The following is an 18,759-nucleotide window of genomic DNA, read 5'->3' as shown; positions in this document are numbered from 1 at the left end:
TTATCGCCCGTCCCAAGCAGCTGCCCGCGCCGCCTCCCGCGCCGGCTGCCCGCGCCGGCTGTTCACTGCCAACGGGCGCCGATAGTCTGGGACGCGTGACCGAACTAGGAAAACACCGGCTTGGCCGGCACAGCACCGCAGATCTCGACCCGTCGCTGGATGACTATCAACTCGCCGAGGCCCTGGTCCGCGAGGCCGGAACCCTGGCGCTGCTGATGCGGCAGGCCGGCCTTGAGGGCAAGCAGAAAACGTCGGTCTCGGATGTGGTCACGGCCGCCGACCACGCCGCCGAGTCCTACGTGCTGGAACAGCTTCGGCGCTGCCGGCCCGACGACGCCGTCCTGGGCGAAGAAGGCGCCTCCGTGGCGGGCAGCAGCGGACGGACCTGGGTCATCGACCCCGTGGACGGGACCTACAACTTCCTGCACGGATCCACCTACTGGTGCTCGGCCATTGCCCTGAAGGATTCATCCGGCGCAGGCCTCGGAGCCATCTTCCAGCCCGAGGAGGACAAACTCTGGCTCGGCGGCACCTCCCGGGCGGCGACGCTCAACGGCGAAAAACTGGTCTCGTTCCTCCCCGACGCATCCGGCAAGGGGCGGTCTGACGCCCCCGTTTCTGAACTCGGCGCGGCAACGTACATCCACCCGACGTGGCTTGCCGATCCCATGTGCGCCATGCCGTGGCACGCGGCAGCGACGTCGGCGGCCTCGCTGCGCATGTTCGGGTCCGGCTCCTGCGACCTCGGCCGTGTGGCAGACGGGCAGCTCGACTGCTGGTTCCAGCACAGCTGCCCCGAGTGGGACTGGCTGCCCGGCAAGGCCATCGTCGAGGCGGCCGGCGGCGCAACCGACGTCGTGCGGGTCAACGGCCTCGACTGGTTCATAGCGGGAGGCACGACGGCGGTGCGCCAGTTGCGCGCAGCTCTCACCTCCGGCCAGGTCGGCTAGGCTCCCTGGCTGCAGGACCCGGCCGGGGGACATGCCCATTCTTCGCGGCCATGACTGGGCTTAAGGGCATTGTGTCCACTCAGCTGGGGTGGCGGGGGACATGTGCATTCCGAGCCCGTGATGTGTCCGGGGGACATGCTCATTCTTCGCGTTCAGGGCTGGGCATAAGGGGATTATGTCCACTGGGCGCGGGCAAGGGAGGGCATGTCCGGGGGCGCGGACTCCGCTGTCAGTGGCACCGCCTAGACTTGTTAACACCATGGATATGTTGTTTGACCCTTACGCCGACGGACCCTTCCAAGCTGCCCCCAGGACGGCGACAGCCACAAAATCGTCTCTCGGAACAGGCCCGGCAGCGGTGGGATCCACCCCCGGCTGGGACCCGAACAGCCACGAGGGCGGCCACGAAGGCGGCCATGAGGGGGACCGGCATGGCCCGCGGCACCCGAACGCCAGCGAACTGCTCGAGGGGCTGAACCCCGAGCAGGAAGAAGCGGTTAAACACGCCGGCAGCGCCCTGCTGATTGTTGCCGGTGCGGGATCGGGCAAGACCCGTGTGCTCAGTAACCGGATCGCCCACCTGATCGCCACAAGGCGGGCGCATCACGGCGAGATCCTGGCCATCACCTTCACCAACAAGGCCGCGGCCGAAATGCGGGAACGGATCGAGGCACTGGTCGGCGGCCGGGCCAAGACCATGTGGATCTCCACCTTCCACTCCTCCTGCGTCCGGATCCTGCGCCGTGAGGCCAAGAATGTCGGGCTCAACTCCAACTTCTCGATCTACGACTCCGCGGACTCGCTGCGCCTGATCACCCTGGTCGCCAAGAACCTGGACCTCGATCCGAAGCGCTTCGCACCCAAAGCCATCCAGCACAAGATTTCCGCGCTCAAGAACGAGCTGATCGACGCGGACAGCTACTCCTCGAGCGCCAATCACAACGACCCCTTCGAGCAGGCTGTCGCCGAGGTCTTCAAGGGCTACACCCAGCGGCTGCGGCAGGCCAACGCGATGGACTTCGATGACCTGATCGCCGAGACCGTCTACATGTTCCGGGCGTTCCCGGCGCTCGCCGACTCGTACCGGCGCCGCTTCCGGCACGTACTGGTCGATGAATACCAGGACACCAACCACGCCCAGTACGCCCTGGTGCGCGAGATCGTCGGCGAGGGCCCCGACGCCGCCGAACTGACCGTCGTCGGCGACTCAGACCAGTCCATCTACGCCTTCCGCGGCGCGGACATCCGCAACATCGTGGAGTTCGAAAAGGACTACCCGGACGCCCGCACCATCAAGCTCGAGCAGAACTACCGCTCCACCCAGACCATCCTCAGCGCCGCCAACTCGGTAATCTCCCGCAACCCCAACCGGCCGGAGAAACGGCTCTGGACGGCCGAGGGCGACGGCGAAAAGATCGTCGGCTACGTCGGCGAGAACGAGCACGACGAAGCCCAGTTCATCGCGAAGGAAATCGACCGGCTGCAGGACGAGGGCAATCTGCGCCCCGGCGACGTCGCCATTTTCTACCGCACCAACGCCCAGTCCCGCTCGATCGAAGACGTCCTGGTGCGCGTGGGCCTGCCCTACAAGGTGGTCGGCGGCACCCGCTTCTACGAGCGCAAGGAAATCAAGGACGCCCTCGCCTACCTGCGGGTTCTGGTCAACCCCGACGACGACGTCAACCTCCGCCGCATCCTCAACGAACCCAAGCGCGGGATCGGCGACCGTGCCGAGGGCGCCGTCGCCTCCCTTGCCGAGCGTGACCGGACCTCCTTCATGGCCGCCGCCAGGCGCGCCGACGAAGCCCCGGGCATGGCGACCCGCTCCGTCAACGCGGTGCTGGGCTTCGTGAAACTCCTCGACGACCTCGCCGAGGTGGCCTCCGGCTCCGGTGCTGCCGCCGCCCTGGAAGCCGTGCTCGAACAGACCGGCTACCTTGCGGCCCTGCGCTCCAGCACCGACCCCCAGGACGAATCCCGGGTGGAGAACCTCGCCGAACTGGTCGCCGTCGTCCGGGAATACGAACGCGACAACCCCGAAGGCTCGCTCGGAGCCTTCCTGGAGCAGGTCTCCCTCGTGGCCGATGCCGACCAGATCCCGGACGCCCCGGCGGGGACCGCCGATGACCTGGCGGCCGCCGTCGCCGAAGCCAAGCGGCTCGGCGTCGTCACGCTGATGACCCTGCACACCGCCAAGGGCCTGGAATTCCCGGTGGTGTTCCTCACCGGCATGGAGCACGGGCTGTTCCCGCACCAGCGCTCCGCCACGGATCCCAAGGAACTGGCCGAGGAACGCCGGCTGGCCTACGTGGGCCTGACCCGGGCCCGGAAACGGCTGTACCTGACCCGCTCCGAGGTGCGCAGCATGTGGGGCCAGAGCCAGTACAACCCGGCAAGCCAGTTCATCGAGGAGATCCCGGCCGAGCTCGTCGAGTGGAAGCGGGAAGGCGCCAGCCGCCAGGGCGGCGGCTGGGGGAGCGGCACCGCGATCGGTTCCAGCCGGTACAGCGGATCATTCTGGGGCGCCGGGACAGCCCGCGGCGCCGGCGCCAGCCCGTCCGCAGGCTTCAACGCCGACGTCCCCGCGGCAGTGGCCAAGAACAGGGTCCAGCCGCAGAAGGAAATCGTCGCCGTCAGCGTGGGCGACAAGGTGAACCACACCAGCTTCGGCAACGGCACCGTCCTGGCGGTGGAGGGCGCCGGGGACAAGACGGTCGCCAAGGTGAAGTTCGACGTCGGCGAGAAACGGCTGCTGCTGCGCTACGCCCCCCTTACGAAGCTGGACGCCTAAGGGGAGCCGGTACTGGCCGGCGCGCTGCGAGCTGCAGCGGATCCACCTGCAGTTAGACCAGTTGCTGGTGGCACAACATCCGCCGGCGCCGCCCTTTCCCGTAGGTTACGAACGCTCATCCGTGAGGGCCGCGCAGGCCTCAGGCACGCCGTCGGACGCCCCAAAAACCGCGGAATCTAGGGGTTTTTCTACGCTCCATAGAATAGTGTCCTTACTCACATAACAGGTACTCTGGGACGGGCTGGTCCGATCAAAGGACTAGAGTTCCCAGAGGAGCATTGCGCCGTGTGGCTCGTTTCCAAGCTTGTCGCAGGGTGCGTTTATTCCGCAGCCCGGTAACCGCGAGTACGTGGGGTCCGGCTGTACAGAAACTACTTCGACGTAGAAGGACACTAAACCGTGGACCTGTTTGAATATCAGGCGCGCGATATGTTCGAGGCGCACGGTGTACCCGTGCTTGCTGGCATCGTGGCGCACACCCCTGAAGAAGCAAAGGCAGCTGCCGAGAAGATCGGCGGCGTTACTGTCGTAAAGGCGCAGGTCAAGGCCGGAGGCCGCGGCAAGGCCGGCGGCGTCAAGGTCGCCAAGAGCGCCGATGAGGCGCTTGAACACTCCACCAACATCCTCGGTATGGACATCAAGGGCCACACCGTCCACCGGGTCATGATCGCCCAGGGTGCGGACATCGCCGAGGAATACTACTTCTCCGTCCTTCTGGATCGGGCCAACCGCAACTACCTGGCCATGTGCTCGGTTGAAGGCGGCATGGAAATCGAGCAGCTCGCCGTTGAGCGTCCCGAAGCCCTGGCCAAGATCTCGATCGACCCGGCCGTGGGCATCGACCAGGCCAAGGCCGACGAAATCGTCGCCGCTGCCGGCTTCGCTGAAGAACTGCGCGGCAAGGTCGCCAGCGTAATCCTGAAGCTCTGGGACGTTTTCAAGAAGGAAGACGCCACGCTCGTGGAGGTCAACCCGCTGGTCCTGACCGGCGCCGGTGACATCGTTGCCCTCGACGGCAAGGTCTCCCTCGACGAGAACGCCGACTTCCGCCACCCCAAGCACGCCCACCTTGAAGACAAGGACGCTGCTGACCCGCTCGAGGCCAAGGCCAAGGCGCAGGACCTCAACTACGTCAAGCTGGACGGCGAAGTCGGCATCATCGGTAACGGTGCCGGGCTGGTCATGTCCACCCTCGACGTCGTTGCTTACGCCGGCGAGAACCACGGCAACGTCAAGCCCGCCAACTTCCTGGACATCGGCGGTGGAGCTTCCGCCGAGGTCATGGCAGCTGGCCTCGACGTCATCCTGGGCGACCCGCAGGTCAAGTCCGTGTTCGTCAACGTCTTCGGCGGCATCACCGCCTGTGACGCCGTCGCCAAGGGCATCGTCGGTGCACTGGCCGAGCTGGGCCACTCAGCGAACAAGCCGCTGGTAGTCCGCCTCGACGGCAACAACGTCGAGGAAGGCCGCCGCATCCTGGCCGAGGCCAACCACCCGCTGGTTACCCTGGCCGCCACCATGGACGAGGGCGCCGACAAGGCTGCCGAGCTCGCCAACGCAGCGAAGTAGAGGGACCGGACTATGTCTATTTATCTGAACAAAGACTCCAAGGTCATCGTCCAGGGCATCACCGGCGGCGAAGGCACCAAGCACACCGCCCTGATGCTCAAGGCCGGCACCAACGTCGTTGGCGGCGTCAACGCCCGCAAGGCCGGCACCACGGTCCTGCATGGCGACACCGAAATCACCGTCTTCGGCACCGTCAAGGAAGCCATGGCCGAGACCGGCGCTGACGTTTCCATCGTCTTCGTGCCGCCGGCATTCACCAAGGACGCCGTCGTCGAAGCCATCGAAGCCGGCATCGGCCTCGTCGTGGTCATCACCGAAGGCGTGCCGGTCCAGGATTCGGCCGAGTTCTGGGCACTGGCCCAGTCCAAGGTCGATGCCAATGGCAAGCAGGTCACCCGTATCATCGGACCGAACTGCCCCGGCATCATCACCCCGGGCGAGGCCCTGGTCGGCATCACCCCGGCCAACATCACGGGCAAGGGCCCCATCGGCCTCGTCTCCAAGTCAGGCACCCTGACCTACCAGATGATGTACGAACTGCGCGACCTCGGCTTCTCCACTGCCATCGGCATCGGCGGCGACCCGGTCATCGGCACCACCCACATCGATGCCCTCGAGGCGTTCGAAGCTGACCCGGAGACCAAGGCGATCGTCATGATCGGCGAAATCGGCGGCGACGCCGAAGAGCGTGCGGCCGACTACATCAAGGCACACGTCACGAAGCCGGTTGTTGGCTACGTGGCCGGCTTCACCGCCCCGGAAGGCAAGACCATGGGCCACGCAGGCGCCATCGTCTCCGGTTCCGCCGGCACCGCCCAGGCCAAGAAGGAAGCCCTCGAGGCTGCCGGCGTCAAGGTCGGCAAGACGCCGTCCGAGACCGCCAAGCTCCTGCGCGAGGTCTTCGCGACCCTCTAGGTCCGCAGCACCAAGCATCACAGCACCTCAGCAAGACAGCACCACAGCAACGCGGGGTCACCTACCGCCCATTCCACTGGTTGGGATGGGCGCGAAGTGACCCCGCGTTGCTGTGTTTAACGACGACGACGACTTTGAGTTCGACGGCGGCAGGCCACCTTCCCGGTGAAGGTGGCCTGACGGCGTCGTTCTTTGTTTTCCTAGACTTTTGCCCCGGCGAGGACTTCTTCGAGCCGTTCGTAGCCTTCGGACATGCCGGTCTCCATCCCGGACTGGGCCATGCCGTCGCGGGCCTCCATGCTGGGGTAGACCGCGCGGGCCGTCAGCCGGGTGCGCCCGCCGCCCAGATCCTGGAAGGTCAGGAACTCGATGCTGACCACGTCCGGGTAGCCGTCGAACTCGAAGGTCTGGATGGCGAACTCGTTCTCGCGAACCGTGTGGAAGACCCCGCTGAAGCCGTAGCGGGCGCCGTCCGGGGCAACGTGGTGGTACAGGTAGCTCCCGCCGGTGCGGAAGTCGTAGTGGCCGATCTCCATCCGGAGCCCTCGCGGGCCGAGCCACTGGGCAACGAGTTCGGGGTCCTTGTGGGCCCGGAATACCTCGGCTAGGGGGAAGTCGAACTCCCGCTCGAATTCGATAAAGGGCAGCCCCTCGGGGACCGTCAGTTTCAGTGCATTGCTCATGATGCATCCTTTGCCTGTGTGCCGCCCCGGGCGGCGCGGGTTTCAAGCACGGCGTCAAGGTTGCGGAATTGCCCCTCGCGGACCAGCCTGTACTGGTCGATCCATGCGGTGAGCGCTTCCAGCCGTGCTGGGTTCAGGTGCACGGGCCGGCGCTGGGCGTCACGTGTGCGCGTGACAAGCTGTGCCTGCTCCAGGACCTGGATGTGTTTCGAGACCGCCTGCTTGGTGATCGCGAATGGCTCCGCCAGTTCGTTGACGGTGGCCGGACCCCGGCTGAGCCGGGCAATGATGCGGCGGCGGACAGGATCGGCGAGGGCCAGGAAGGCCGCGTCGAGCTCGCCGTCGTCGCTGGAATCCATGGGTGGGTGCCTCCTCGTTATTGCCAAGGTATTCAACACTCGAGGTATTCAACGCATTCATTGATCAACCTCTAGATTGTTTACGGTACTCCTGGCGGCCTGCCTGCGCAATACCCCAACGCGGGGTCACGTAGCGCCCATTCCGGCGTCCGGGATTGGCGCTACGTGACCCCGCGTTGCTGTGTGCCGGGCAGGACATCCTTGCATGCCTTCGAATTACTTTGTTAGTATGTCAGGACAAACTATCGAAGGAGATGCGAGTGCCCCTCGTGCGAATTGACGTCAACCAAGGCCGCACCCCGGAACAGCTCCGTGGGCTCAGTCAGGGAATCCATGCTGCGATCGTGGCCGAATTCGGCATTCCGGAGCGCGACTACTTCCATGTGCTGACGGAACATCCCGCGGGGCAAATTGTCGCCCAGGACGCAGGGCTCGGCTTCGAGCGGACGCCGGATGTGGTGATGATCCAGATCTTCACCCAGGCCGGCCGCAGCCAGCCCACCAAGCAATCCCTGTTCGCCGCCATCGCCGACCGGCTGGCGGCCGCGGGGGTTGCCGGCGAGGACGTCTTCATCGGATATGTCGAAAATACCGCGGGGGACTGGTCGTTCGGCTTTGGCCAGGCCCAGTACGTCACCGGAGAACTCGGAGTCCCCGGCAAATAGTCGAAAAGGGCGCTTCTGTGGACGCTGCGGCGCCCGCGCTGCTGAGCCTTCCAGGCCCTCCGTGTCATGTTGTAAATATGTCAGTACAAACCTTTGACAGTACATAGATTCTAAGGCAAAGTAGTGGATGTGGTCCGGCTCACGCCGACCGCCCAGCGCCGAAGCTCAGGCTGCGCAAAGGTACCGAGTTCACACCAGAAAGGTCCGCGATCACCGTGACCCACGAACTGCTCACGATCGGGCGCATCAGCGTTGATATCTACCCGAACGACATCGGGGTGGATCTGGAGGATGTCACGTCCTTCGGAAAGTACCTTGGCGGATCACCGTCCAACGTGGCAGTCGCCGCGGCCCGCCACGGCCGACGCGCGGCCGTCATCACCCGGACCGGCGACGACGCCTTTGGCAAATACCTGCACCGCGAACTTCACAAGTTCAACGTGGACGATTCCTTCGTCACCGCTGTCAAGGAATGGCCCACCGCGGTCACGTTCTGCGCCATCAAGCCGGCCACGGACGAGTTCCCGCTCTACTTCTACGGCCGGTTCCCCACCGCCCCTGACCTGCAGATCAAGGCCGAGGAGCTGGACCTGGACGCCATCCGGGACGCCGGGATCTTCTGGTCCACCGTCACCGGCCTCTGCCAGGAACCCAGCCGCAGCGCCCAGCTGGCGGCCCACGAGGCGCGGCCCCGGACCGGGCTGAAGCCGGGCCAGTTCACCATCCTGGACCTCGATTACCGGCCGATGTTCTGGTCCTCCGAGGAAGAGGCCCGGGAACAGGTCGCCAAGATCCTGCCCCACGTCACCGTGGCGATCGGCAACGACAAGGAATGTGCGGTCGCCGTCGGCGAGGGAACCCCGGACGAACAGGCCGACCGGCTGCTCGCGGCCGGCGTCGAAATCGCCGTCGTGAAGCTTGGCCCCGAAGGGGTCATGGCCAAGACCCGCACCGAGCGTGTTGTCTCCGCCCCCGTACCGGTGGAAACCGTCAACGGACTCGGCGCCGGCGACTCCTTCGGCGGGGCGTTCTGCCACGGGCTGCTCTCCGGCTGGCCGCTGGCCCAGGTCCTGGACTTCGCCAACGCCGCCGGCGCCCTGGTCGCCTCCCGCCTGTCCTGCGCCGACGCCATGCCGACGCCGGAGGAAGTCACGGGCCTGCTTGCCGAACGCGGCCGCCTGGTGCCGGGTACCTACGCCACCGAAGGAGCAACACTGTGAGTGTCCATACAGCCTCCGCCGCCCTCGCGGTGGACGATGATCCCCGCCGCTACGAGCGCCTGAGCATTATCCGGCTCGAAGACCCCGAAGCGATCGCCCGTGCCGCCAAGGCCCGGCGCCGCCACCCCGGTGTCCGGGCCCACCGGCAGAACTTCATTGTCGCGGCCGACCACCCGGCCCGCGGGGCACTCGCGGTGGGCAACGATCCCGTGGCCATGGCTGACCGACGCCAGCTCCTGGACCGCCTCCAGATTGCCCTGGCCAACCCGGACGTGGACGGTGTGCTGGCCTCGCCGGACATCATGGACGACCTCCTCCTGCTGGGCGCGCTCGAGGGCAAGTTGCTCTTCGGCTCGATGAACCGCGGCGGGCTTTCCGGACTGGTGAACGAATTCGATGACCGGTTCACCGGCCACACGGCGGCCGCACTCGAGGCCTTGGGCGCCGACGGCGGCAAGATGCTCACGCGCATCTGCCTCGGCGACCCGGACACGGTGGCGACGCTCGAAGCGACCGCGCGGGCGATCGACTCCCTCGCCGAGCGCAGGCTGATCGCCATGGTGGAACCGTTCCTCTCCGTCCGCGAGAACGGCAAGGTCCGCAACGACCTCTCCACCAACGCCGTCATCAAGTCGGTCGCCATCGCCGAAGGCCTCGGCGCGACCAGCGCCTACACCTGGATGAAGCTCCCGGTGGTGGCCGACATGGAACGCGTCATGGCGTCCACCACCATGCCCACCGTGCTCCTTGGCGGAGACCCGGAGGGCAGCCAGGACGATGTGTTCGCCAGCTGGCAGGCGGCCCTCTCCTTGCCCGGCGTCCAGGGCCTCACTGTCGGCCGGACCCTGCTCTATCCCCAGGACGGCGACGTGGCCGGAGCCGTGGCAACTGCCGCCTCCCTGCTGCACCACACCGACTCAGGCCACGCCGCCTCAGGCCGCACCGCCTCAGGCCACACCGACTCAGGCCACACCGAACCCACCCGTACCGAAGAAGCATCGGAGTAACTTCCCATGGGAATGAGAACTGCCTCAGGAACACGCAGAATGACAGTCGCCCAGGCTGTCGTGGAATACCTGTCCAAGCAGTACACCGTCGATTCGGTCGGCGGCCAGGACTTCAGGGAACGCCTGATTCCGGGCACGTTCGGCATCTTTGGCCACGGCAACGTCGCCGGCGTCGGCCAAGCGCTCAAGCAGTACCAGCAGCTCGACCCGAGAATCATGCCGTACTACCAGGGCCGCAACGAGCAGGCCCAGTCGCACCAGGCCGTCGGCTTCGCCCGGCACACCCGGCGCCGCCAGACCTTCGCGATCAGCACCTCGATCGGCCCGGGTTCCTCGAACCTGCTCACCGGTGCGGCGCTGGCCACCACCAACCGGCTGCCGGTCCTGCTGCTGCCGTCCGACACGTTCGCCACCCGCGCCGCCGACCCTGTACTGCAGCAACTCGAGCAGCCCTACGCCTACGACATCACCGTCAATGACGCCTTCCGGCCGCTGTCCAAGTTCTTCGACCGCGTCTCGCGGCCCGAGCAGCTGTTCTCCGCGTTCCACCACGGCCTCCGCGTCCTCACCGACCCGGCCGAGACGGGCGCCGTCACCATCTCGCTGCCGCAGGACGTCCAGGCCGAGGCCTTCGACGTGCCCGAGGAATTCCTCGCCGAGCGCGAATGGCGGATCCGCCGCCCGGACGCCGACGACGAGGACATCCGCCGCGCCGCCGACGCCATCCGCGCCGCCAAGCGACCGCTGATCATCGCCGGCGGCGGCGTGCTCTACGCCTACGCCAACGAGGAACTGGCCAAGTTCGCCGAGCTCACCGGAATCCCGGTCGGCAACACCCAGGCGGGCGTCGGCGTGCTGCCGTGGGACCACAAGTTCTCCCTCGGCGCGATCGGCTCCACCGGCACGACGGCGGCCAACGCCATCGCCGCCGAAGCGGACCTCATCATCGGCATCGGCACCCGCTACGAGGACTTCACCACCGCGTCCCGCACGGCGTTCCAGAACCCGGACGTGAAGTTCATCAACATCAACGTCGCCCCGATCGACGCCTACAAACACGGCACCTCCCTGCCGATCGTGGCGGACGCCCGCAAGGCCCTGGCCAAGCTGAACCAGGCCCTCGGCGGCTACCGGATCGGCGCGGACCTCGAACAGCAGATCGCGAATGAGAAGGCCCGCTGGAACGCCACCGTGGACGAAGCCTTCGACACCCGCTTCACGCCGCTGCCGGCACAGAACGAGATCATCGGCGCCACGAACCGCGCCATGGATGCCCAGGACGTCGTCATCTGCGCCGCCGGTTCCCTCCCGGGCGACCTGCACAAGATGTGGCGGGTCCGGGACCCGTTCGGCTACCACGTCGAATACGCCTACTCCTGCATGGGCTACGAAATCCCGGGCGGACTAGGCGTCAAGCGCGCAGCCCTGGCCGAAGCCGCGAAAGGCGGGACGCAGCGCGACGTCGTCGTGATGGTGGGGGACGGCTCCTACCTGATGATGCACACCGAACTCGTCACCGCCGTCGCCGAGCGGATCAAGCTGATCGTCGTCCTGATCCAGAACCACGGCTACGCCTCGATCGGCTCGCTCTCGGAGTCCCTCGGCTCCCAGCGCTTCGGCACCCAGTACCGTGCGCTGGATCAGGAACAGCACAGCTTCGACGACGGCGACCGGCTCCCGGTGGACCTGGCCCTGAACGCCGAAAGCCTGGGCGTGAAGGTCATCCGGATCGAACCGGGGGGGAAGGTCATCGCCGAGCTCGAACAGGCCATCCGCGACGCCAAGGCCGCCCCCGAAAACGGCGGACCGATCGTCATCCACGTCGAATCCGACCCGCTGCTGGACGCCCCCAGCTCCGAGTCGTGGTGGGACGTTCCGGTCTCCCAGGTCTCCGAGCTCGAGTCCACCAAGCAGGCGTTCCAGACCTATGTCGACCACAAGGGCCGCCAGCGCAAGCTGCTCGGCTGATCCCCCTTCGAACTTCAATCACTCAAGGAAGAGTCCCATGACTGCCACCACTGACCAGAGCACTCAGACCCAGAGCACCAAAACCATCCAGCACTTCATCAATGGCGCCGAAACCGCAGGCACCGGCACCCGCACCCAGCCCGTCTACAACCCCGCCACGGGCGCCGTCTCGGGCGAGCTGCGGCTGGCCAACCGGGAAGACCTCGACGCCACGGTCGCCGCCGCCCGCGCCGCCGCCGATTCCTGGGGCGACATCTCCCTGGCCAAGCGCACCGCGGTGCTCTTCAAGTTCCGCGAACTGGTCGCGGCGCACGTGGATGAGCTCGCCGAGCTGATCACTGCCGAGCACGGCAAGGTCCTTTCCGATGCCAAGGGCGAGATCGGCCGCGGCCTGGAGGTCATCGAATTCGCCTGCGGCATCCCGCAGCTGCTCAAGGGCGACTACTCGGACCAGGTCTCCACCGGCATCGACGTCTTCTCCTTCCGCGAGCCGCTCGGCGTCGTCGCCGGCATCACCCCGTTCAACTTCCCGGTCATGGTGCCGCTGTGGATGGCCCCGATGGCGATCGCGACCGGCAACGCCTTCATCCTCAAGCCCTCCGAGCGCGACCCCTCCGCCTCCATGCTCCTGGCCAAGCTCTGGAAGCAGGCCGGCCTGCCCGACGGCGTGTTCCAGGTCCTGCACGGCGACAAGGAAACCGTCGACGGCCTGCTGACGCACCCGGACGTGGACGGCATCTCCTTCGTCGGCTCCACCCCGATCGCGAAGTACGTCCACGAGACCGCCACCGCCCACGGCAAGCGCGTCCAGGCCCTCGGAGGCGCGAAGAACCACGCGATCATCCTGCCCGACGCCGACCTCGATAACGCCGCCGACCACCTCGCCGCCGCCGCCTTCGGCTCCGCCGGCGAACGCTGCATGGCGATCTCCGTCGCCGTCGCCGTCGGTGACGCCGCGGACCTGCTGGTCAAGAAGGTCGAAGAACGCGCCCTCGCCGTCAAGGTCAACAACGGCACCGCCCCCGGCGCCGACATGGGACCCGTGATCACCCCGGCGTCCAAGGAACGGATCGTGAAGATCGTCACCGAGGCCGAAACCGCGGGCGCGGCCATGGTGGTGGACGGCCGTGACCTCGTGGTCCCCGGCCACGAGGACGGATTCTGGGTCGGCCCCACCGTCCTGGACCACGTCAAGACCGAAATGACGGCCTACACCGAGGAAATCTTCGGCCCCGTCCTCGTGGTCGTCCGCGTAGAGGACCTCGACGCCGGCATCGCCCTGATCAACTCCAACCCGTACGGCAACGGCACCGCGATCTTCACCTCCTCCGGAGCCGCGGCCCGGAAGTTCCAGCGCTCCGTCACCGTGGGCATGATCGGCATCAACGTCCCGCTGCCCGTGCCGGTGGCCTACCACTCCTTCGGCGGCTGGAAGGCCTCGCTGTTCGGCGACAAGCACATCTACGGCCCCGAGGGCGTGTCCTTCTACACCCGCGGCAAGGTCGTCACCTCCCGCTGGCCCGAACCCACCCACGCCTCCGGCGCCTCCTACAACTTCCCCTCCAACTGACCCCCAACAACCATGATCGATTGCTTCGTAACTGCCGTTTTGAGCGTCCAAAAGGGCACCTGCGGAGCAATCGATGAGAAGGAATGGAAATGGCTGAGAACAAGCTGATCATCGGCACCGCGCCGGACTCCTGGGGCGTCTGGTTCCCGGATGACCCCAAGCAGACCCCGTGGGAACGCTTCCTCGACGAGGTCGCCGAATCCGGCTACAAGTGGATCGAACTCGGACCGTACGGTTACCTGCCGAACGATCCCACCCGGCTGGCCGAGGAGCTCAAGGCCCGCGACCTGAAGGTCACCGCCGGAACGGTCTTCACAGCGTTCCACCGCGGGCTGGACCAGTGGGAAACGGCGTGGGAGCCGGCCCGCAAGGTCGCCGAACTCACAGCGGCCATGGGAGGCGAACACATCGTGGTCATTCCCGCCATGTGGCGCGACGACGTCACGGGAGAGGCCGTCGAAAGCGGCAACCTTACCGAGAAGGCGTGGGGCGACTTGTTCGCCGGCCACAACCGCCTGGGCAAGACGCTGCTGGAGGACTTTGGCCTGAAGCAGCAGTTCCACTCGCACGCCGACTCCCATGTCGGTGCGCAGGAGGACATCGAGACCCTGCTCGCCGCGACGGACGCCAAGTACCTCAACCTGTGCCTGGACACTGGCCACGCCGAATACTGCGGGGCCTCCAGCCTTGAGCTGATCAAGAACTACCCGGACCGGATCGGCTACCTGCACCTCAAGCAGATCAACCCGGACATCCTGAAAAAGGTCAACGCGGAAAACATGACCTGGGCTGCCGCCAACCTGGCCGGTGTCATGACCGAGCCGCCGAACGGCCTGCCGGACTTGCGCGCCGTCATCGAAGCCGTCGAGGCGCTGAACCGGCCGATCTTTGGCATTGTGGAGCAGGACATGTACCCCGTCGCCTTCGACGTGCCCATGCCGATCGCCAAGCGCACCCGGAACTACCTGCTCTCCTGCGGCTCCCGCACGGCCGTCAACTAGAACTGAGGACAAGATCATGACCAAGACCCTCCGCGTAGCTGTCATCGGCGCCGGCCGTATGGGCGCAGACCACATCCAGCGGCTCAACACCCGCATCCACGGCGCTGAAGTCGCCGCCGTCGTCGACGTCGACCTCGCCCGCGCCCAAGCCGCGATCGAAGGCATCCCCGGCGCCGTCGCCCTCGCCGACGCCGAGGAAGCCCTCAACAACGGCGACGTCAACGCCGTGCTGATCGCCACCCCCGGGTTCCTGCACGAGGACATCCTGCTCAAGGCGATCGCCAAGGACATCCCCATCCTCTGCGAGAAGCCGCTCACCCCGGATGCCGAGTCGTCCTGGAAGGTTGTCGAGGCCGAGCAGCTGCTGGGCCACAAGCGCATCCAGGTCGGCTTCATGCGCCGCTTCGACGCCGAATACGCCGCGCTTGGCAAGATCATCCGCGACTCCGAACTCGGCGAACTGCTCATGCTGCACCACCAGCACCGCAACCCCACCACCCCGGCGGGCTTCACCAACGAGATGCTCATCAACGACTCCGTGGTGCACGAATTCGACGCCATCCGCTACTTCACCGGCGAGGAAATCACCTCGGTCCAGGTCCGCCTGGGCAAGGCCACACGGAACGCCCCGGCCGGGCAGCACGACCCGCAGCACGTGCTGATCGAAACCGAGTCCGGCGTCCTGGCCGACGTCGAGATCTACGTCAACGCGAAGTTCGGCTACGAGGTGGCCACCCAGGCCTCCTTCGAGGACGGCATCGTCAGCATCGGCGGCGACCAGGGCCCGTACACCCGCAGCAACGGCCGCTGGGGCGGCAATGTCACCCCCGGCTTCGAGGAGCGGTTCGGTGCAGCGTACGACGTCGAAATCCAGTCCTGGGTGGACGCCGCCCTCCGTGATGAGATCGGCGGCCCCACCGCCTGGGACGGTTACGCCACCGCCGCCTGCTGCGAGGCCGGCGTCGAGGCGCAGAAGAACGGCGAAAAAGTCGCCGTGAAGCTCAACGCCAAGCCCGCCCTCTACCGCTAGAACCTCTGTCGGCCGGCCGCCCTGTATTGCAGGGCAGCCGGCCGGCCGCACGCCCACCAGATCCACAATGGAGTGTCCACCGTGAAAATCGCCCTTGACCCCACGCCGTTCCACCACAGCCACGGACTCCTTGAGTTCCCTCGCGTGGTGGCCGACCTCGGCTACAAGTACATGCAGATGACCCCGCACGCCGATTTCATCCCGTTCTTCAACCACCCGAAGGCCGACGACGAGCTGGTGGGCCAGCTGAAGTCGGCCTGCAAGGACGCGGGAATCGAAATCGCCTCGGTGCTGCCCGTGCTGCGGTGGTCCGGGCCGGACGAGGACGCCCGCGAGGCCGCCGTCCGTTACTGGAAGCGCGCCATCCAGATCACTGTGGACCTCGGCGTGGGCACCATGAACACCGAGTTCAGCGGCCGGCCGGAGAAGGCCGAGGAATCCGAGCGCGCCTTTTACCGCTCCATGGAGGAGCTGCTCCCCATCATCGAGCGGGAGGGGATCGACCTGCTGATCGATCCGCATCCGGATGACTTCGTCGAGGAGGGCCTCGCCGCGATCCGGGTGATCCGCGGGCTGAACTCGAAGAACGTTGGCCTGGTCTACGTGGCCTCGCACAGCTTCCACATGAAGAACGAGCCGCTTGAGATCATGAGGGCCGCGGGGGACAAGCTTCGCCTGGTCCACGTCGCCGACACCATGAATCACCACGCCTCGCACGGGCTGCGCTACATCACCAACCCGCCCGGCAACCCGGTGCGGGTGCACCAGCATTTGAAGATCGGCGACGGCGACGTCAACTGGGACGAGTTCTTCGGCGGTCTGAAGGAAATCGGCTTCCTGGACCGCGAGGACACGGTCATGGTCTCCAGCGTCTTCGCCGAGGACGACAACGCCGCGGAGGTCTCCCGCTACCAGCTGGAGACGATGCAGCAGCGCGTCGCGAAGGCGAGCCTATGAGGGCGGGGGACAGAACGACATCCGCCACTACACAGTCGGACACAACAGAGCCCGCCTCAAGGGAGTTGACGGACCCGGCTCCGGGCGGAGCGTCCAATCCCAAGGGCTTCATGCGGCGGGTGGCGCTCTTCTCCACGTTCGGCGGTCTCCTCTTCGGCTATGACACCGGAGTGATCAACGGCGCCCTGCCGTTCATGCAGCGGGACCTCGGCCTCACCCCGCTGACCGAAGGGCTTGTAACCTCCACCTTGCTGTTCGGTGCGGCGTTCGGCGCCATCTCGGCAGGCAGGCTCTCGGACCGCTTCGGCCGGCGCAGGACCATCATGGGGCTCGCGATCATCTTCGCGGTGGCCACCATCGCCTGTTCCCTGTCGCCCAGCACCGAAATGCTCGTCGCCTCCCGCACCCTGCTCGGCCTCGCCGTCGGCGGCGCGTCGGTGATCGTTCCGGTGTACCTGGCCGAAATGTCCCCGTCAGCCCAGCGCGGGCGCATCGTGACGCAAAACGAGCTCATGATTGTCACCGGTCAGTTCCTGGCCTTCACGTTCAACGCCGTGCTGGGCAACGCTTTTCCTGAGGCCTCTCACGTGTGGCGGTGGATGCTGGTCATCGCCACGCTGCCTGCGGTCATCCTATGGCTTGGCATGCTCCTGCTGCCGGAAAGCCCGCGCTGGCTGGCCTCCGCCGGCCGCTTCGGCGAAGTCCTCGACGTGCTGCGCCGGACCCGTGCCGCGGAGGACGTGTCCACCGAGTTCGACGAGGTCCGGCAGGCCGCCCGGGAGGACTACCAATCCAAGCTCGGCACCTTCCGTGACCTCACGGTGCCGTGGATCCGGCGGATCTTCGTAGTCGGACTGGGCATGGCCGTGATCAACCAGATCAGCGGCGTCAACGCCATCATGTACTACGGCACCTCCATCCTCTCCAGCTCCGGCTTCGGAGACCAGGGCGCCCTGATTGCCAACGTCGTCAACGGCGTAACCTCGGTGGTCGCCGTCGTCGTCGGGATGTCCCTGATGTCGCGCCTTCCGCGGAAGTCCATGCTGATCGCCGGCCTGGCCGGCACGGCAACGTCCCTGCTGGCTATCGGCGTCATCTCTCTGCTCATCCCGGAAGGCATCCTCCGCGGCTACCTGGTCCTGCTGTTCATGGTCACCTTCCTCGCCTCGATGCAGGCCTGCATCGGCACCGTGACATGGCTGACCATGGCCGAAATCTTCCCGCTGCACGTCCGCGGCATCGCCATGGGCATCTGCGTGTTTGTGCTGTGGATGATCAACTTCCTGATCGGGTTCTTCTTCCCGCAGATGGTGTCCTGGATTGGCGTCTCGGCGACGTTCTTCATTTTCGTCGCGCTCCAGATGGCCGCCATCGTCTGGGTGAAGCGCGTGGTCCCGGAGACCCGGGGCAAGAGCCTGGAGGACCTGGAACACTTCTTCAAACAGGCCGCCGCCAAGCAACCCATCACCGTCTAACCGTACAAAGCGTCCAGCCGTACAAACCGAAAGCCCCGCCCCTCGGATGTCCGTGGGGCGGGGCTCTTCTGCGTTCTTACTGCGTTTCGGGCGAGGCGTGGCAGCGCTAGACGCCTACGTGCAGCCGGGGGAGGGCGTCCACCAGGGGTGCCAGTTCCGGCACTTCCTGGGCCTCGGCCAGCGCCCGCTCCAGCGTGGCGTCGTGGACCGGCCTGCTCTGCTCGAGCAGTGTGATGCCGCTGGGTGTGAGCTCGGTGTAGATCCCGCGGCGGTCATCCGCGCACAGGATCCGGGTCAGCAGCCCGCGGTCCTCGAGCCTGTTGACCAGCCGCGTGGTGGCGCTCGCGCTCAGCGCCGTGGCACGGGCCAGTTGCTGCATCCGCATATGCCAGCCGTCCTGCCGGCTGAGCGCGTCCAGCACGGTGTATTCCACCACCGAGAGCTGCGCCTCGGCCTGCAGGGAACGCTCCAGCTCGGCCTCGATCAGGCCGTGCAGGGCCGCCAGGGTCCGCCAGCCTTGTGCCCGGACCTCGACGGCGTCGTCCTTGATGCCCATCTGCTGATTCCCTTCAGCTCGCGTGCCCGGCGGGGTGGTGCCG

Annotated in this window: 16 protein-coding genes; 13 read left to right on the top strand and 3 right to left on the bottom strand. The window is 66.4% G+C overall.

Annotated features, from left to right (window positions below; all coding sequences use genetic code 11):
• Positions 1-95: 95 nt before the first annotated feature.
• The 4 genes from AC1DDO_RS16145 (at position 96) to sucD (ending at position 6,225) form a co-directional block, all read left to right on the top strand.
• Complete coding sequence (locus AC1DDO_RS16145; RefSeq protein ID WP_441409938.1) at positions 96-950, top strand: inositol monophosphatase family protein; 855 nt, start codon at positions 96-98, stop codon at positions 948-950.
• A 265-nt stretch (positions 951-1,215) separates the two neighbouring features.
• On the top strand, positions 1,216-3,741 hold the full coding sequence (pcrA, locus tag AC1DDO_RS16140) for a DNA helicase PcrA (RefSeq protein ID WP_476867302.1): 2,526 nt from the start codon (positions 1,216-1,218) through the stop codon (positions 3,739-3,741).
• A 399-nt stretch (positions 3,742-4,140) separates the two neighbouring features.
• Positions 4,141-5,310 (top strand): ADP-forming succinate--CoA ligase subunit beta, encoded by a 1,170-nt coding sequence (sucC, locus tag AC1DDO_RS16135; RefSeq protein ID WP_441409939.1) that lies wholly within the window; start codon positions 4,141-4,143, stop codon positions 5,308-5,310.
• A 12-nt stretch (positions 5,311-5,322) separates the two neighbouring features.
• Positions 5,323-6,225, top strand: coding sequence for a succinate--CoA ligase subunit alpha (gene sucD / locus AC1DDO_RS16130; RefSeq protein ID WP_018776033.1), 903 nt, complete (start codon positions 5,323-5,325; stop codon positions 6,223-6,225).
• 200 nt (positions 6,226-6,425) lie between these two features.
• Here the strand turns inward: sucD and AC1DDO_RS16125 are convergent, their stop codons facing one another.
• Together AC1DDO_RS16125 and AC1DDO_RS16120 are read right to left on the bottom strand one after the other, a co-directional pair.
• Positions 6,426-6,908, bottom strand: a complete 483-nt coding sequence (locus AC1DDO_RS16125) for an SRPBCC family protein (RefSeq protein ID WP_476867257.1) — start codon at positions 6,906-6,908, stop codon at positions 6,426-6,428.
• Positions 6,905-7,267: an ArsR/SmtB family transcription factor gene (locus AC1DDO_RS16120; RefSeq protein ID WP_441409941.1), complete on the bottom strand. Its 363-nt coding sequence runs from the start codon at positions 7,265-7,267 to the stop codon at positions 6,905-6,907. The genes AC1DDO_RS16125 and AC1DDO_RS16120 overlap by 4 nt, the downstream gene beginning before the upstream one ends.
• Positions 7,268-7,527: 260 nt before the next feature.
• Here AC1DDO_RS16120 and AC1DDO_RS16115 point away from each other — a divergent pair, with 260 nt between their 5' ends.
• The 9 genes from AC1DDO_RS16115 to AC1DDO_RS16075 all read left to right on the top strand — a co-directional run bounded on the left by AC1DDO_RS16115 (position 7,528) and on the right by AC1DDO_RS16075 (position 18,160).
• On the top strand, positions 7,528-7,932 hold the full coding sequence (locus AC1DDO_RS16115; protein WP_476867256.1) for a tautomerase family protein: 405 nt from the start codon (positions 7,528-7,530) through the stop codon (positions 7,930-7,932).
• Between the two features lie 215 nt (positions 7,933-8,147).
• The gene (gene iolC / locus AC1DDO_RS16110) at positions 8,148-9,152 is read left to right on the top strand and encodes a 5-dehydro-2-deoxygluconokinase (RefSeq protein ID WP_476867255.1); all 1,005 of its coding nucleotides are present in this window, start codon (positions 8,148-8,150) and stop codon (positions 9,150-9,152) included.
• Entirely contained in the window at positions 9,149-10,159 is a 1,011-nt protein-coding gene (locus AC1DDO_RS16105) for a Cgl0159 family (beta/alpha)8-fold protein (RefSeq protein ID WP_476867254.1), read from the top strand. The genes iolC and AC1DDO_RS16105 overlap by 4 nt, the downstream gene beginning before the upstream one ends.
• A gap of 39 nt (positions 10,160-10,198) precedes the next feature.
• Positions 10,199-12,127 carry a 3D-(3,5/4)-trihydroxycyclohexane-1,2-dione acylhydrolase (decyclizing) gene (gene iolD, locus AC1DDO_RS16100; protein WP_476867253.1) on the top strand — a complete coding sequence of 643 codons (1,929 nt, stop codon included), beginning with the start codon at positions 10,199-10,201 and terminating at the stop codon, positions 12,125-12,127.
• Positions 12,128-12,164: 37 nt separating this feature from the next.
• Entirely contained in the window at positions 12,165-13,697 is a 1,533-nt protein-coding gene (locus tag AC1DDO_RS16095) for a CoA-acylating methylmalonate-semialdehyde dehydrogenase (protein ID WP_441409946.1), read from the top strand.
• A gap of 89 nt (positions 13,698-13,786) precedes the next feature.
• On the top strand, positions 13,787-14,698 hold the full coding sequence (locus tag AC1DDO_RS16090) for a sugar phosphate isomerase/epimerase family protein (RefSeq protein WP_476867252.1): 912 nt from the start codon (positions 13,787-13,789) through the stop codon (positions 14,696-14,698).
• Positions 14,699-14,714: 16 nt separating this feature from the next.
• Complete coding sequence (locus tag AC1DDO_RS16085; protein ID WP_476867251.1) at positions 14,715-15,728, top strand: Gfo/Idh/MocA family protein; 1,014 nt, start codon at positions 14,715-14,717, stop codon at positions 15,726-15,728.
• Positions 15,729-15,809: 81 nt separating this feature from the next.
• Positions 15,810-16,685 (top strand): sugar phosphate isomerase/epimerase family protein, encoded by an 876-nt coding sequence (locus tag AC1DDO_RS16080; RefSeq protein WP_476867250.1) that lies wholly within the window; start codon positions 15,810-15,812, stop codon positions 16,683-16,685.
• Positions 16,682-18,160 carry a sugar porter family MFS transporter gene (locus AC1DDO_RS16075; protein ID WP_476867249.1) on the top strand — a complete coding sequence of 493 codons (1,479 nt, stop codon included), beginning with the start codon at positions 16,682-16,684 and terminating at the stop codon, positions 18,158-18,160. Before AC1DDO_RS16080 ends, AC1DDO_RS16075 begins: the two co-directional genes overlap by 4 nt.
• A 106-nt stretch (positions 18,161-18,266) precedes the next feature.
• Here AC1DDO_RS16075 and AC1DDO_RS16070 read toward each other — a convergent pair whose 3' ends face one another.
• Positions 18,267-18,716 (bottom strand): MarR family winged helix-turn-helix transcriptional regulator, encoded by a 450-nt coding sequence (locus AC1DDO_RS16070; protein WP_441409951.1) that lies wholly within the window; start codon positions 18,714-18,716, stop codon positions 18,267-18,269.
• Positions 18,717-18,759: the final 43 nt, after the last annotated feature.

The organism is Arthrobacter sp. 10N43, assembly GCF_056394525.1.
Note: the sequence above shows the minus strand (reverse complement) of the source record. Positions and strands in the feature narration are given on the sequence as shown.